This window comes from Microbacterium sp., from assembly GCF_047606385.1.
Taxonomy (GTDB): Bacteria; Actinomycetota; Actinomycetes; order Actinomycetales; family Microbacteriaceae; genus Microbacterium.
Genome location: NZ_JASGEL010000130.1, coordinates 34,051 through 48,245 on the forward strand (window position 1 = coordinate 34,051; position 14,195 = coordinate 48,245).

Annotated in this window: 15 protein-coding genes; 10 read left to right on the forward strand and 5 right to left on the reverse strand. The window is 71.5% G+C overall.

All coding sequences use genetic code 11. The features are described 5' to 3' along the window. Positions 1-35: 35 nt before the first annotated feature. The gene (locus QM626_RS13075; RefSeq protein ID WP_415077390.1) at positions 36-521 is read left to right on the forward strand and encodes a Dps family protein; all 486 of its coding nucleotides are present in this window, start codon (positions 36-38) and stop codon (positions 519-521) included. 33 nt (positions 522-554) lie between these two features. On the opposite strand, the gene QM626_RS13080 is transcribed toward QM626_RS13075, so the two are convergent. Genes QM626_RS13080 through QM626_RS13090 form a run of 3 tightly spaced genes read right to left on the reverse strand, consistent with a single transcriptional unit; the run spans position 555 to position 3,336 of the window. Further along, complete coding sequence (locus QM626_RS13080; protein WP_415077391.1) at positions 555-1,556, reverse strand: Fpg/Nei family DNA glycosylase; 1,002 nt, start codon at positions 1,554-1,556, stop codon at positions 555-557. After that, positions 1,556-2,101, reverse strand: a complete 546-nt coding sequence (locus QM626_RS13085) for a ribose-5-phosphate isomerase (RefSeq protein ID WP_415077392.1) — start codon at positions 2,099-2,101, stop codon at positions 1,556-1,558. The genes QM626_RS13080 and QM626_RS13085 overlap by 1 nt, the downstream gene beginning before the upstream one ends. A 23-nt stretch (positions 2,102-2,124) precedes the next feature. After that, positions 2,125-3,336, reverse strand: a complete 1,212-nt coding sequence (locus QM626_RS13090) for a ferrochelatase (protein ID WP_415077393.1) — start codon at positions 3,334-3,336, stop codon at positions 2,125-2,127. 329 nt (positions 3,337-3,665) lie between these two features. Here QM626_RS13090 and pepN point away from each other — a divergent pair, with 329 nt between their 5' ends. From pepN to QM626_RS13110, 4 genes are read left to right on the forward strand one after another with little or no spacing between them, the layout of a single operon-like run. Further along, complete coding sequence (pepN, locus tag QM626_RS13095; protein WP_415077394.1) at positions 3,666-6,215, forward strand: aminopeptidase N; 2,550 nt, start codon at positions 3,666-3,668, stop codon at positions 6,213-6,215. Between the two features lie 7 nt (positions 6,216-6,222). Then, entirely contained in the window at positions 6,223-7,290 is a 1,068-nt protein-coding gene (locus tag QM626_RS13100) for a mechanosensitive ion channel family protein (RefSeq protein ID WP_415077395.1), read from the forward strand. Next, the gene (locus QM626_RS13105) at positions 7,287-7,676 is read left to right on the forward strand and encodes a globin (protein WP_415077396.1); all 390 of its coding nucleotides are present in this window, start codon (positions 7,287-7,289) and stop codon (positions 7,674-7,676) included. The genes QM626_RS13100 and QM626_RS13105 overlap by 4 nt, the downstream gene beginning before the upstream one ends. A 19-nt stretch (positions 7,677-7,695) precedes the next feature. Beyond that, positions 7,696-9,357: an FAD-binding dehydrogenase gene (locus QM626_RS13110; protein WP_415077397.1), complete on the forward strand. Its 1,662-nt coding sequence runs from the start codon at positions 7,696-7,698 to the stop codon at positions 9,355-9,357. 6 nt (positions 9,358-9,363) lie between these two features. Here the strand turns inward: QM626_RS13110 and QM626_RS13115 are convergent, their stop codons facing one another. Then, positions 9,364-10,074, reverse strand: coding sequence for a beta-ketoacyl-ACP reductase (locus QM626_RS13115; protein WP_415077398.1), 711 nt, complete (start codon positions 10,072-10,074; stop codon positions 9,364-9,366). A 126-nt stretch (positions 10,075-10,200) separates the two neighbouring features. On the opposite strand from QM626_RS13115, the gene QM626_RS13120 reads away from it, so the two are divergent. From QM626_RS13120 to QM626_RS13140, 5 genes are read left to right on the forward strand one after another with little or no spacing between them, the layout of a single operon-like run. Beyond that, positions 10,201-10,527 carry a DUF4190 domain-containing protein gene (locus QM626_RS13120; RefSeq protein WP_415077399.1) on the forward strand — a complete coding sequence of 109 codons (327 nt, stop codon included), beginning with the start codon at positions 10,201-10,203 and terminating at the stop codon, positions 10,525-10,527. Positions 10,528-10,534: 7 nt separating this feature from the next. Beyond that, a complete protein-coding gene (locus QM626_RS13125) occupies positions 10,535-10,921 on the forward strand; it encodes a DUF4190 domain-containing protein (protein WP_415077400.1) in 387 nt (128 codons plus the stop codon). A gap of 40 nt (positions 10,922-10,961) precedes the next feature. Then, positions 10,962-11,321: a DUF3099 domain-containing protein gene (locus QM626_RS13130; RefSeq protein ID WP_415077401.1), complete on the forward strand. Its 360-nt coding sequence runs from the start codon at positions 10,962-10,964 to the stop codon at positions 11,319-11,321. Further along, a complete protein-coding gene (locus QM626_RS13135; RefSeq protein ID WP_415077402.1) occupies positions 11,318-11,521 on the forward strand; it encodes a hypothetical protein in 204 nt (67 codons plus the stop codon). The genes QM626_RS13130 and QM626_RS13135 overlap by 4 nt, the downstream gene beginning before the upstream one ends. Next, positions 11,518-12,411, forward strand: a complete 894-nt coding sequence (locus QM626_RS13140) for an SURF1 family protein (protein ID WP_415077403.1) — start codon at positions 11,518-11,520, stop codon at positions 12,409-12,411. The genes QM626_RS13135 and QM626_RS13140 overlap by 4 nt, the downstream gene beginning before the upstream one ends. A 31-nt stretch (positions 12,412-12,442) precedes the next feature. Here the strand turns inward: QM626_RS13140 and QM626_RS13145 are convergent, their stop codons facing one another. Next, entirely contained in the window at positions 12,443-14,041 is a 1,599-nt protein-coding gene (locus tag QM626_RS13145) for an ABC-F family ATP-binding cassette domain-containing protein (protein WP_415077404.1), read from the reverse strand. Positions 14,042-14,195 lie beyond the last annotated feature (154 nt).

Sequence of the window (14,195 nt, forward strand, 5' to 3'; positions counted from 1 at the left end):
AGCAGGCGCATTCTGCGCGAGACGGAGGCACGAACATGACGAACACCCAGACCATCCCGGCGGCAGCTGTCGACCCCAACGTGGCGGCGGGAACGGCGCAGTTCCTCTCCCCCGTCGTGCTGGGTCTGCAGGCCCTCGCCGTCAACGGCAAGCAGGCGCACTGGCACGTGCGCGGCGCCAATTTCATCGGCGTCCACGAGCTCTTCGACTCCGTGGTCGAGCACGCTCAGGAATGGGCCGACACCGCGGCGGAGCGCATCGTCGCCCTCGGCCTCCCGATCGACGCCCGCGTGCAGACCGTGGCGGCCAAGGTCGGCGTCACGGAGGTTCCCGCCGGCTTCGCCCCCTCCGACGTGGTGATCCGCGCGCTGATCGCCGACATCGACGCCGTGCTGGTGGACGTCCAGGCCGCGGTCGACGAGCTGGACGAGATCGACCAGTCGAGCCAGGATGTCGCGATCGAGATCAAGCGCGGGCTCGACAAGGACCGCTGGTTCCTGTTCGCGCACGTCGCCGCCTGACCGCCGGCGCGCGTCCCGCGTCCGGGTGCGCTCTCACGCCTGACAGCGCGGGCACCAGTACAGCTTGCGGGAGGCCATGTCCTCGAGCGCGACGTGGGTGCCGCACACCCGGCACGGCAGGCCGGCGCGGTGATACACCCAGTGCCGGTCGTCGCGGTGAGCCATCGCGGCTCGCCACTGGGCCGGGGTGAGGTCGTCCATCGTCATCATCTGACCGGTCTCGACCCCGATGCGCAGCAGGCGCGTCCAATCCCGCCAGAGCTCGCGCACGAGCTCCTCCGGCACCTCGCGGCCGGGCGTGTGGGGGTTCAGCCGGGCGCGGAACAGCAGCTCCGCCCGGTAGACGTTGCCGATGCCGCTGACGACGTTCTGGTCCATGAGCAGCAGGCCGATCGGCGTGGCCTTCTTGCGCACCGCGGCGACGAACCGCTCCTCCCCCGCGGCCGGGTCGTCCACCAGCGGGTCGGGCCCGAGCTTCGCGATGGTCGCGAGCATCTCGTCGGGGGTCTGCAGCTGGCAGGCGGTCGGGCCGCGCAGGTCGGCGCAGGTGGCGTCGGTGAGCAGCCGCAGTCGCACCTGGCCCACCACCGGCGGCGGCCATTCCGGGCCCTCCTCGGCCAGGCCCGTCGTCTGCTCGCTCATGCGCACGTGCACGCGGGCGCGGCGGGGTGCGCCGATCGAGGTCAGCGAGTTCTCGCCCGCGGCGTCCATCACGGCCTCGTCCGGCAGGATCGTGCCGCGCTGGTTCGTCTGCCCCATGCGGCCGCCCGCGGAGGCGATCGTCGGATCCGCCTGGATCTCGCCGGCGAAGTCCCACGCGCCGTACAGCCCGAGGTGCACGCGCAGCCAGAGGTCGGAGTCGAAGCCGAGGAACATCTGCTTGCCGACGGCCTTCGCCGTCGTCGCCTCACGTCCGTCCAGCAGCGCGGCTCCCTCGGCGAACCGGCCCTGCGGACTGGACGCCGCCACCGCCCGGCCGACGAAGTTGCGGTCGAACTGCCGCGCGATGCGGTGGACGGAATGCCCCTCCGGCATCAGCCCGCTTCCGGGTCGAAGCTGCTGGAGTCGTCGGCGAGCACATCGGCCTGCGCGGCGGCCGCCCTCGGGTCGGGCAGCAGCGAGCCGTCGCGTTCGAAGTCCGCGATCTGCGCGATGCGGCGCTCATGACGCTCCTCGAACGAGAACGGGGTGGCGATGAAGCGATCGATGAACGAGGCCGCCTCCTCGAAGGTGTGCTGCCGCGCCCCGATCGCGATCACGTTCGCGTCGTTGTGCTGACGGGCCAGCTCCGCCGTCGAGATGTTCCACACCAGCGCGGCGCGCACGCCCTCGACCTTGTTCGCCGAGATCTGCTCGCCGTTGCCGGAGCCGCCGAACACGACGCCGAGGGTGTCGACGCCGTCGGCCTGGTCGCGCACCACGGCCTGGGCGGCGCGGATGCAGAACGCCGGGTAGTCGTCGACCGGATCGTAGGTGAGCGGCCCGTGGTCGACGACCTCGTGCCCCTGCGCGCTCAAGTGCTGTTGCAGCCGGGTGGAGAAATCGAGACCGGCGTGGTCGGTGGCGATGTGGATGCGCATGCACTCATCCTTCCACCCCGACGCTACGGGGCGAGACCCGCGACGGCGGGGCGGAATCCCAGCCGCGCGTTCTCGCAGCACCCCGCGCGGCACACGTCGAACCAGGGCCCCAGCGTGGTGACGTGCGGCCGATCGGATGCCGGCGTGCCGTGCAGCCGCTCCTCGATCAGGTCGACGAGGCCCGCGACATAGCCCGGGTCGGCGCCCGGGGTCGGCGTGCGCACGGCACGCAGCCCCGCCTCGGCCGCCGCGTCCATCGCCTCGGTGTCGAGGTCCCAGAGCACCTCCATGTGGTCGCTCACGAAGCCCAGGGGCACGATCACGACCGCCTCCACCCGCTGCGCGGGCAGCCCGGCGATGACGTCGCACACGTCGGGCTCGAGCCAGGGCTGGGTCGCGGGGCCCGATCGCGACTGGAACACGAGCTCCCATCTCGCGCCGGCCGCCGCCGGCGACCGCGCCGCCACCTGCGCCATGACGGCGGCGGCGACCGCCTCGTGCTGCGCCTGATACGCGCCTCCCGGGCCGAAGCCGACGTCGCGCGGACCGGAGCGCTGCGCGTCCCCGAGAGGGATGCTGTGGGTCGAGAACAGCACGCGGATGCGGCCGGGGGCGATCCCCTCGGCGATCAGCCCGCTCAGCGCGTCGCCGACGCCCGCCACGAACACGTCGACGAACGAGGGATGGTCGAAGAACTGGCGGACCTTGTCGATCGTGACGGCCCCGCCGAGCCCGGTCTCGTCGAGCACCCGGGCGAAGTCCTCCCGGTACTGCCGGCAGCTCGAGTAGGAGCTGTAGGCGCTGGTCGCGAGCGCCAGCAGGCTCGTCGCGCCGGCCGCGGCGGCGTCGCCGACCGCGTCGGCCAGGTAGGGCGCCCAGTTCCGGTTGCCCCAGTACACCGGCAGCGTCACGCCGCGCCGGTCGAGCTCGGCCTCGAGCGCGGCCTTCAGCGCACGGTTCTGCGCGTTGATGGGGCTGACGCCGCCGAAGTGCCGGTAGTGGTGCGCCACCTCCTCCAGGCGTTCGTCCGGGATGCCGCGTCCTCGCGTCACATTGCGCAGGAACGGGATGACGTCCTCCTGCCCCTCGGGACCCCCGAAGCCGGCGAGGAGGATCGCATCGTAAGCGACAGGCTCCTCGATGTGCGGGCGACCGCCGGCCGCCGCCGGCGACGCGAACAGCACGGCCCGATCGGAGACGGCGGGGAGGGAGGCGGCGACGTCAGAGGAGCTCACCCCTCCATCCTCGCATCGCGCGAAGTGCCGGCAGCCGCCACCGGCGCCGGTCCTCCGTCTCGGGTCGGCGCAAAAGTCCGGCGCGAAAAACAGGACGCCGGGCGCGACGCGCCGCCGGATGCCTCCTCGCAGCCCGCACAGCGGCGAATGTCCTGTCTTTTGCGCCGGCACAGCGCCGTCAAAGGCGGCCACGGGCCCGGCAGCATCGCGGCGAGCAGCTGAGCGGGATCCATACGGTCCGCATAGGCGTCACCGCATAGGCTGGACGAAGCGCGCCGCGACCGGCCTGCGGCGGCCCCGAGACCCCCGACACCCCTGGGAGTGACACCGTGCCCGGAGAGAACCTCACCCGCATCGAGGCGCAGGAGCGCCGCGCCGTCGTCGACACGCACGCGTACGAGATCGCCCTCGACCTCACCCGCGGACCGGAGGTGTTCGGCTCCGTCACGACGGTGCGCTTCGCCGCGACCCCGGGAGCGTCGACGTTCATCGACCTGATCGCCGCCGAGGTGCACGGGATCACCCTCAACGGGCAGGCGCTCGATCCGGCGGCATCCTTCGCCGACAGCCGCATCGCGCTCGACGGCCTCGAGGCGGAGAACGTGCTGACCGTCGACGCCGACTGCCGGTACACGAACACGGGCGAGGGCCTGCACCGCTTCGTCGACCCGGTCGACGGGGCGGTGTACCTGTACTCGCAGTTCGAGGTGCCGGACTCGCGCCGGGTCTACACGGTGTTCGAGCAGCCCGATCTGAAGGCGACGTTCCAGTTCACCGTCACCGCCCCGGCCGACTGGAAGGTCGTCTCGAACTCCCCCACCCCGGAGCCCGTCGCCGCCGGCGACGGCACGGCGACCTGGGCCTTCGAGCCCACCCCGCGCATCTCCTCGTACATCACCGCGCTCATCGCCGGCCCCTACGAGGCGACGTCCTCCGAGCTCACGAGCGCCTCGGGGCGTGTGGTCCCGCTGGGCGTCTACGCGCGCAAGAGCCTGTGGCAGCACCTCGACGCGGACTACGTCTTCGAGAAGACCCGGCAGGGCTTCGCCTACTACGAGGAGAGGTTCGGCGTCCCCTACCCGTTCGCGAAGTACGACCAGCTCTTCGTGCCGGAGTTCAACGCCGGCGCCATGGAGAACGCCGGGGCCGTGACCTTCACCGAGACCTACGTCTTCCGCTCCAAGGTGACCGATGCCGTCAAGGAGCGGCGTGTGGTCACGATCCTGCACGAGCTGGCCCACATGTGGTTCGGCGACCTCGTGACCATGAAGTGGTGGAACGACCTATGGCTGAACGAGTCGTTCGCCGAGTGGGCGTCCACGATCGCCACCGCCGAGGCCACCGAGTGGACCGAGGCATGGACGACCTTCAACGCCATGGAGAAGACCTGGGCGTACCGGCAGGACCAGCTGCCTTCGACGCACCCCGTCGTCGCGACGATCGCGGACCTGGAGGACGTGCAGGTCAACTTCGACGGCATCACCTATGCCAAGGGCGGGTCGGTGCTCAAGCAGCTCGCCGCCTGGGTCGGGATCGACGAGTTCTTCGCCGGCGTGGGCGCGTACTTCCGGAAGCACCAGTGGGGCAACACCGAGCTGCGCGACCTGCTCGTGGAGCTCGAGGCCACCAGCGGCCGCGACCTGTCCGGCTGGTCGAAGAAGTGGCTCGAGACGGCGGGGGTGAACACCCTCACGCCGTCGGTCGAGGATGCCGCCGACGGCACGATCACGAGGTTCTCGATCATCCAGACCGCGCCCGCCGACTATCCGACGATCCGCCCGCACCGGCTCGGCGTCGGCTTCTACGAGCTGCGCGGGGACGAGCTGGTGCGCGTCCACCACGCGGAACTGGACGTGGACGGCGACCGCACCGACGTCGCCGAGCTCGTCGGCCACCGGCGGCCCGACCTCGTGCTCCTGAACGACGAGGACCTCGCGTACGCGAAGATCCGCCTCGACGAGCGGTCGCTGGCTGCCGCGGTCGCGCATCTCGGCAAGATCAGCGACCCCCTGGCGCGGTCGCTCGTGTGGGGCGCCGCCTGGGATCAGACCCGGGACGCCGAGGCCGCCGCATCCGACTACATCGACCTGGTGCTGCAGAACATCGGCTCCGAGACGGAGTCGACCACCGTGCGCACGACCCTCGCGCAGCTGCAGCTGACCGCGAACTCGTACGTCGCGCCGCCTGTGCGCGACGCCGCCCGTACGAAGGTCGCCGACGGCCTGTGGGAGCTGGCGCAGCAGGCCGCGGCCGGCAGCGACAGCCAGCTGCAGTTCGTCACCGCCTTCGCGGGCGCCGCGGCCACGCACACCCAGTTCGAGACCGTGCGGGCGCTGCGCGACGGCGCGATCTCACTGCCCGGCCTCGAGATCGACGCCGACCTGTCGTGGACGCTGCTGGTGTCGGTCGCGGCCGGGGGCCTGGTCGCCGCGGCCGACATCGACGCCGCGCTCGCCGCCGACAACACCGCCAAGGGCGCCGAGTTCGCCGCTCAGGCCCGGGCGGCGCTGCCGACCGCCGAGGCCAAGCGCGAGGCGTGGTCGCAGCTGGTCGATCGCGACGAGCTGCCGAACACGGTGCTGCGCGCCGCCGCCGCCGGGTTCGGCCACCCCGCGGGCCGGGAGCTGCTCGAGGAGTTCGTGCCGCGGTATTTCGACGCCGTGCTGCCGATCTGGCGTGATCGCACATACCAGATCGCGAGCTATCTCATCGTCGGCCTCTACCCCGCCGCCCTCGCGAATGTCGCCCTGCGCGATGCGGCCCGCACCTGGCTCGACGAGCACGACGACGCCCCGCCCGCGCTGCGTCGCCTGGTCGCCGAGAACCTCGCCGGCACCGAGCGCGCCCTCGAGGTGCAGGAGCGCGACGCGGAGGACTGACGCAGCGATGCAGCCGATCATCCTCGTATCCGCCGACACCGACGACACGTTCTGGACGTCGGTGCTCTCCGCGCTGTCCACCGTGGGCTGGAACGCGATCGGCGTCGTGATCGCGATCGCGCTCGGGCTGCTCGCGGCATGGGTCATGCGCGGCATCATCCACCGGCTCGTGAACCGCATCGTCAACGGCGCGAAGAACAAGGCCCGCGTCGACGACACGCAGGCGCTGGACCGCTCGCCGCTGGCGGCGGTGCGGCTGGTGCAGCGCACCCGCACGCTCGGATCGATCCTGACCAACATCCTGAACATCACGATCGTGGTCATCGTGCTCATCACGATCGTGAACATCCTCGCCCCCGACGCGCTCGGCTCGCTGACGCTGCTGACCGCCGCAGTCGGCGCCGGCCTCGGCTTCGGCGCGCAGAACATCGTCAAGGACGTGCTCAACGGCATCTTCATCGTCGCCGAGGACCAGGTCGGGATCGGCGACGTCGTCGACCTGGGCCTGGCCACCGGGGTCGTCGAGTACGTCAGCGTGCGCGTCACGCACGTGCGCGACGTCAACGGCACGCTGTGGTACGTGCGCAACGGCGAGATCACCCGCATCGGCAACATGTCGCAGGGCTGGTCGCGCGTCATCATCGACCTCGCCGTGCCGGTGGATGCCGACGTGCCCGCCGTCGAGAAGGCGATGCTGGCGGCCGCCAAGGGTCTGGCCAAGGACGCCAAGTGGCGCACGCGGATCATCGAGCAGCCGGAGATCTGGGGGCTCGAGTCCATCTCCGGCGACGCCCTCGTCATCCGCCTGGTCGTGAAGACCCGCTCCAACGCGAAGGACGACGTCGCCCGCGAGCTGCGGATGCGGCTGAAGCTCGCGATCGACGACCTGGGGGTCGAGCTGCCGCAGCTGAACTCGATCACGCTCACCGGCATGGAGGGCGCGATGAGCGTCCGGGGCGCGAGGCCGCCGCGGACCCGGCCGACACCGGTCGCGACCGCCATCGACGAGAAGCCGGTGTGGAAGCCCAAGCGCACCTCGAAGGCGAAGACCGAGGACCCGGAGGCGGAGACGTGACGGACGCCCCGTCGAGCTTCTACGACCAGGTCGGCGGCCACGACGTCTTCGTCCGGCTCGTGGACCTGTTCTACGCCGGCGTCGCCGAGGACGAGGTGCTGCGCCCGATGTACCCGGAGGCGGATCTCGGCCCGGCGAAGGAACGCCTGACGCTGTTCCTCGAGCAGTACTGGGGCGGGCCGACCACCTACAGCGAGCAGCGCGGACACCCGCGGCTGCGGATGCGGCACGCGCCGTTCCACGTGAACCCCGATGCCCGGGACCGGTGGCTCGCGCACATGCGCGCCGCGGTCGACGGCCTCGGCCTGCCCCCGTTGGCCGAGCACGCGCTGTGGGACTACCTCGAGCGCGCCGCCTATGCCATGGTGAACACATTCGAGCCCTGAGCCGACGAAGGAGTCGCCCGTGACCCGCAGCCACCACGCCGACGTGCTCGTGATCGGGTGGGGGCTCGCGGGGCTCGTCGCCGCCGCCGAGGCCGTCGCCGCCGGCCGGCGCGTGATCGTCGTCGACCAGGAGCCGCGCCAGAACCTCGGTGGCCAGGCCTGGTGGTCGTTCGGCGGCCTGTTCCTCGTCGACTCCCCCGAGCAGCGACGCATGGGCATCCACGACAGCCTCGAGCTGGCACGGCAGGACTGGTTCGCCACCGCGGGCTTCGACCGCGACGACGACGCGTGGCCCAGACGCTGGGCGGAGGCGTACCTGGCGTTCGCGCACGGCGAGAAGCGCGCCTGGCTCGCGGAGCGGGGCGTGCGTTTCTTCCCCGTCGTCGGGTGGGCCGAGCGCGGCGGCTACACCGCGAACGGGCCGGGCAACTCCGTGCCGCGCTTCCACATCACCTGGGGCACCGGCCCGGGCCTGGTCGCCCCGTTCCAGGCCGCGGTGGAGGAGGCGGAGACGGCCGGACGGCTCACGATCCTGCCCCGACACCGGGTGGTCGCCCTGACGGTGCACGGCGGCGTCGTGACCGGCGCCACGGGCGAGGTGCTCGCCGGCTCCGACGCCCCGCGCGGCGCGGCGACGAGCCGGGAGGTCGTCGACGCCTTCGAGATCACCGCGGGCGCGACGATCGTGTCGTCCGGCGGCATCGGCGGCAACCACGACCTCGTGCGCCGCAACTGGCCTGCGCGGCTCGGCGAGCCGCCGACGACGATGGTCACCGGCGTCCCGGCCTACGTCGACGGCGCGATGCTCGACGTGGCCGAGGCCGCCGGTGCCCGCGTGATAGGCCGTGACCGGATGTGGCACTACGTCGAGGGCATCCAGAACTGGAACCCGGTCTGGCCCGGCCACGGCATCCGCATCCTGCCCGGTCCGTCCTCGGTGTGGCTCGACGCGACCGGCGCGCGACTGCCGGTGCCGCTGTTCCCGGGATTCGACACGCTCGGGACGCTCTCCCACCTGCGGGCGACCGGACACGACCATTCCTGGTTCGTGCTCTCGCGGAAGATCGTGGAGAAGGAGTTCACGCTCTCCGGCAGCGAGCAGAACCCCGACCTGACCGGCAAGGACATCCCGCTGCTGCTGCGATCACGGCTCGGGCGGGGTGCCGCAGGCCCGGTGCAGGCCTTCCTCGACCACGGCGCCGACTTCGTCGTGCGGGACTCGCTCGACGCCCTCATCGACGGGATGCGGAGGCTTCCCGGCGGCGAGCTGCTCGACCCGGCGCGCGTGCGCACCGAGATCGAGGCGCGCGACCGGGAGATGGCCAACGAGTTCACCAAGGACGCGCAGATCGCGATGCTGCGCTCGGCCCGCTCCTATCGCGGCGACCGGCTGGTGCGCACGGCGGCGCCCCACCGCATCCTGGACCCGCACGCCGGGCCCCTCATCGCGGTGAAGCTGCATGTGCTGACCCGCAAGAGCCTCGGCGGCATCGAGACCGACCTGGACGCCCGCGTGCTCGGGGCGGACGGGTCGCCGGTGCCGGGACTGTACGCGGCCGGCGAGGCCGCCGGATTCGGCGGCGGCGGCGTCCACGGCTACCGCGCCCTGGAGGGCACCTTCGTCGGAGGGTGCCTGTTCACGGGACGTGCCGCGGGTCGGGTCGCCGCCCGCGCGGTGTGACCCGGGTCAGTGCCCCATCCCGAGGCCGCCGTCGACCGGGATGACGGCGCCGGAGATGTAGGCGGCGTCGTCCGAGGCGAGCCAGGCGACCACGCCGGCGACCTCTGCCGGGGTCGCGAACCGGCCGGCGGGGATGCTGCGCTTGTACTCGGCCTGGGTGTCGGCGGGCAGCTCGGCGGTCATGTCGGTCTCGATGAAGCCCGGGGCCACGACGTTGGTGGTGATGCCGCGGGCGCCGAGCTCACGCGTCAGCGACCGGGCGAAGCCGACCAGCGCGCTCTTCGAGCTGGCGTAGTTGATCTGACCGGCGGAGCCGTACAGGCCCACGACGCTGGAGATCAGGATGACGCGACCCCACCTGGCGCGCAGGAGTCCCTTCGCCGCGCGCTTGACGACGCGGAAGGTGCCGCCCAGGTTCGTGTTCACGACGTCGTCGAAGTCGTCCTCGGTCATGCGCAGGAGCAGCGTGTCCTTCGTGATGCCGGCGTTGGCGACGACGATCTCGACCGGCCCGAGCTCGGCCTCGACCTGCGTGTACGCGGCGTCGACGGATGCCGCGTCCGTGACGTCGGCGCGGACGGTCAGCGTCCCCTCGGGGCCCTCGCCGCTGCGCGCGGTGACCGCGACCCGGTATCCCTCGGCGACGAAGCGCTCGGCGATGGCGCGGCCGATGCCGCGGTTGCCGCCGGTGACGAGGACGACGCGATCGGTGGACATGGGGCACTCCCGTCTGTGGCGGACTCCGACCCCACAGCCTATCGAGCCGCGCCGTCACCGTGATTGACACAGCCGCGCACGACCTGAAAACCTGGGAGCCAGCCGAGAAGAAGAGAGGCGTCTCCCATGAGCGACCAGACCCCGAACCAGCCTTCGCAGTACACGCCACCGGCCTACCCGGCCGCTCCGCCGGCGCCTGGCTCCTACGCCGCCGCCGCGAAGACCAACGTGATGGCGATCCTGTCGCTCGTGTTCGCGTTCGTGTTCTCGATCCTCGGCATCGTCTTCGGGCACATCGCGCTGAACCAGATCAAGCGCACCGGCGAGGGCGGCCACGGCCTCGCGGTCGCCGGCCTCATCCTGGGCTATGTCTTCACCGCGATCGGTGTGATCTACTTCATCGTCATCATCGTGATCGTCGCCGTCGCGGCCAGCTCGCCGTCGTACTACTGAGGCCGTCGTGACGAACCAGCCTCCTCCCTACCCGGGCGGCACCCCCGCGCAGCCTCCCGCGCAGCCGGTGGTGCCGGCCCCGGCCTACCCGCCGCCCGCGTACGGGTATCCGCCCTATCCGGCATACCCGCCGCCGGCGCGGACGAACGTGATGGCGATCCTTTCGCTCGTGTTCGCGTTCGTGTTCCCGGTCCTCGGCGTCGTGTTCGGGCACATCTCCCTGAACCAGATCAAGCGCACCGGCGAGGAAGGACGCGGACTGGCTCTGGCGGGGCTGATCCTCGGGTACGTCTTCGTCGGACTCGTCGTGGTCTACATCGTGTTCTGGATCATCTGGGTCTTCTTCATCATCGGGATGGTGGGCGCCAGCTCGGGGTACTCGTACTACTCCTGAGCCGCCTGCGCGGTGGTCCCGGGCGTAGGCTGGGACCACCGTGAAGACCTCAGCCCAGCCGCAGTCGGCGACGTCGCTGCCCCGCGCGCCGCGCGAGGACGAGCGCGCCCGTTTCGTCAAGTACATGGCGATGATGGCGGTGCGCATCGCGTGCTTCCTGCTGATGGTGCTCGTGACGCCTTATGGCTGGTACACCTGGGTGTTCGGCGCCGGGGCGGTCGTGCTGCCGTACATCGCGGTGGTCATCGCGAACGTCGGCGAGGACGTCTCGTCCACCGGCGCGGAGAGCCCCGAGCGCACCCTCGACGGGGCGGTCTCCCCCGACGCGCCGCGCCCGGATCCGGCGCAGCCCGGCGTGATCCGCATCCACGAGTCGCCCCGGACGGAGGAGTCGCCGTGACGGATGCGGTGTGCTCGCGGGCGGGATGCCGCGCCCCGGCGCGGTGGCGCATCGACTGGCGCAATCCGCGCATCCACGACGCATCGCGCCGTAAGACGTGGGTCGCCTGCGACGAGCACCTGCCGTTCCTACGCGACTACCTCGCCAGTCGCGGCTTCCCGCTCGAGGTCGCGGCCCTCGCGGAGCCGGCCGCCCGATGAGTCCGCGTTCCGCCACCGCGGTGCGGTGGACCGTCTACGTCGCGATCGCGATCGTGTTCGCGATCGCCTGCGGGTTCCTGTCCCACTGGCAGTTCAGCCGCAACGCCGACCGTTCGGCCCAGCTCGCCCTCGTGTCCGACAACTATGACGCCGATCCGGTCCCGCTGTCGGCGGCGATCACCGGGCTCGACGACTTCGACGGCTCCTACGAGTGGCACCCGGTCCAGCTGCACGGCACCTACCTCGTCGACGAGCAGCTCGTGGTGCGCAACCGCCCGCACGGCGGGACGTCGGCGTTCGAGGTGCTGACCCCGCTGCTGCTCGACGACGGCCGCATCCTGATCATCGATCGCGGCTGGGTCATGGCCGCCGACAGCGGCGACGGACCGGCGGCGATCCCCGACCCGCCGTCGGGCGAGGTCACGGTCGTGGCTCGGCTGCGCCCGAGCGAGGCGCTGCCGTCGTCGGGCCGCAGCGCGCCTGCCGGGCAGGTGCCGACCCTGAACCTGCCGCTCGTCGCCGAGACGACCGGCGCCGAAACCGTCACGAGCGCGTACGGGGCGCTCGTGAGCGAGTCGCCGTCGGTCGCCGACATGCCGAACGCCCTCGAGGCGCCGTCCGACGACCCCGGTCCGTTCCTGTCCTACGCGGTGCAGTGGATCCTGTTCGCCATCATGGGCTTCGTCTTCATCTGGTATGTGATCCGTTCCGAGCGCCGGCACCGCCGCGAGGAGGCGGAGGAGGCCGCCGAGGCTGCAGCGCGTGCCGTGCACGGCGAACCCGAACCCGAGCCGGTCCTCGAGCCGGTGCCGCGCCGCAAGCTCTTCGAGCGCCGTCCGGATCGCGATATGAGCGACGAGGACGCGCTGCTGGACAGCATCGAGCGCTGAGCCGTCGTCACGCGAGCGCGGGCAGCCGGCGCTACGCGAGGGTGACGAGGTCCGCGTAGTCGCGGCCCCAGATGTCCTCGACGCCGTCGGGGAGGATCAGCACGCGCTCCGGGTTCAGCGCCTCGACCGCCCCCTCGTCGTGCGAGACCAGCACGACCGAGCCCTCGTAGTGCGCGAGCGCGCCGAGGATCTCGTCGCGGGATGCCGGGTCGAGGTTGTTCGTCGGCTCGTCCAGCAGCAGCACGTTGGCGCTGGAGACCACGAGCGTCGCCAGCGAGAGCCGCGTCTTCTCGCCGCCGGAGAGGACGCCCGCCGGCTTGAGCACGTCGTCGCCGGTGAACAGGAACGACCCGAGCACCTTGCGCGCCTCGGTCGCGTTCAGATCCGGAGCCGCCGACATCATGTTCTCGAGCACAGACCGCGACGTGTCGAGGTTCTCGTGCTCCTGCGCGTAGTAGCCGATCTTCAGGCCGTGGCCGGGCTCGACCTGCCCGGTGTCCGGGGCGTCGACGCCCGCCAGCATCCGCAGCAGCGTCGTCTTGCCGGCGCCGTTGAGCCCCAGCACGACCACGCGCGACCCGCGGTCGATCGCGAGGTCCACGTCGGTGAAGATCTCCAGCGACCCGTACGACTTGCTCAGCCCGCTGGCGCGCAACGGTGTCTTGCCGCACGGCGCCGGCTTGGGGAACCGGAGCTTCGCCACCCGGTCGTCCTGACGCACCTCGTCGAGCCCGGCCAGCAGCTTCTCCGCACGCGCGACCATCTGGTGCGCGGCGGCGGCCTTCGTCGCCTTCGCGCCGAACCGGGCGGCCTGCTGCTGCAGCGCCGTCGCCTTCTTCTCGGCGTTGGCGCGCTCCTTCTTGCGCCGCTCCTCGTCGGCCACGCGCTGGCGCTGATAGTTCTTCCAGCCCATGTTGTAGACGTCGATGACCTGCCGGTTCGCGTCCAGGTAGAACACGCGGTTCACGGTCTCGCCGACCAGCTCGACATCGTGGCTGATGACGATCAGACCGCCCTTGTAGCCCTTGAGGAACTCGCGCAGCCATATCACCGAGTCGGCGTCGAGGTGGTTGGTCGGCTCGTCGAGGATCATCGTCTGCGCGTCGGAGAACAGGATGCGGGCCAGCTCGATGCGCCGCCGCTGTCCGCCCGACAGCGTCTTCAGCGGCTGGTCGAGGATACGGTCGGGCAGGGAGAGGTTGTGGGCGATGGATGCCGCCTCGGCCTCCGCCGCATAGCCGCCGAGCGCCTCGAACCGCTCCGTCAGGTTGCCGTAGCGGCGCATGGCCCGCGCCGCGGCATCCGGGTCGTCGTCGCCCATCGCCAACGACGCCTCGTGCATGCCGATCGCGAGCGTGCCGAGGCCGCGGGCGTCGAGGATGCGGGTGCGCGCGAGCATCTCCGGATCGCCCGTGCGCGGGTCCTGCGGCAGGTAGCCGAGCTCGCCGCTGCGTTCGACCGACCCGGAGCTTGCCAGCAGGTCGCCGGCGAGCACCTTCGTCAGCGTGGTCTTGCCGGCGCCGTTGCGCCCGACCAGTCCCACCTTGTCGCCGTCGCCGACGCGGAACGAGACGTCCTGCATGAGCACGCGGGCGCCCACGCGGATCTCGAGATCGTGCACGGCGAGCACAGCGGACGTCCGTTTCTGGCGAGGTGGGATGCGGCCGAGCGGCCGGTCTCCAGTGTACCGGCGGCGGGAGTGCACGATCCGCACAGCCGACGCGGCGAACCTCGGTGGACTGCGTCCAAGAACTCGGCCTGCTCTCCCCCTAGGCTGGGTCGCG

What these genes read in the sequence shown, in the direction of transcription:
- QM626_RS13075 (WP_415077390.1), top strand. Translation starts at nt 36, where the DNA reads ATGACGAACACCCAGACCATCCCGGCGGCAGCTGTCGACCCCAACGTG.
- QM626_RS13080 (WP_415077391.1), bottom strand. Translation starts at nt 1,556, where the DNA reads ATGCCGGAGGGGCATTCCGTCCACCGCATCGCGCGGCAGTTCGACCGC.
- QM626_RS13085 (WP_415077392.1), bottom strand. Translation starts at nt 2,101, where the DNA reads ATGCGCATCCACATCGCCACCGACCACGCCGGTCTCGATTTCTCCACC.
- QM626_RS13100 (WP_415077395.1), top strand. Translation starts at nt 6,223, where the DNA reads ATGCAGCCGATCATCCTCGTATCCGCCGACACCGACGACACGTTCTGG.
- QM626_RS13115 (WP_415077398.1), bottom strand. Translation starts at nt 10,074, where the DNA reads ATGTCCACCGATCGCGTCGTCCTCGTCACCGGCGGCAACCGCGGCATC.
- QM626_RS13120 (WP_415077399.1), top strand. Translation starts at nt 10,201, where the DNA reads ATGAGCGACCAGACCCCGAACCAGCCTTCGCAGTACACGCCACCGGCC.
- QM626_RS13140 (WP_415077403.1), top strand. Translation starts at nt 11,518, where the DNA reads ATGAGTCCGCGTTCCGCCACCGCGGTGCGGTGGACCGTCTACGTCGCG.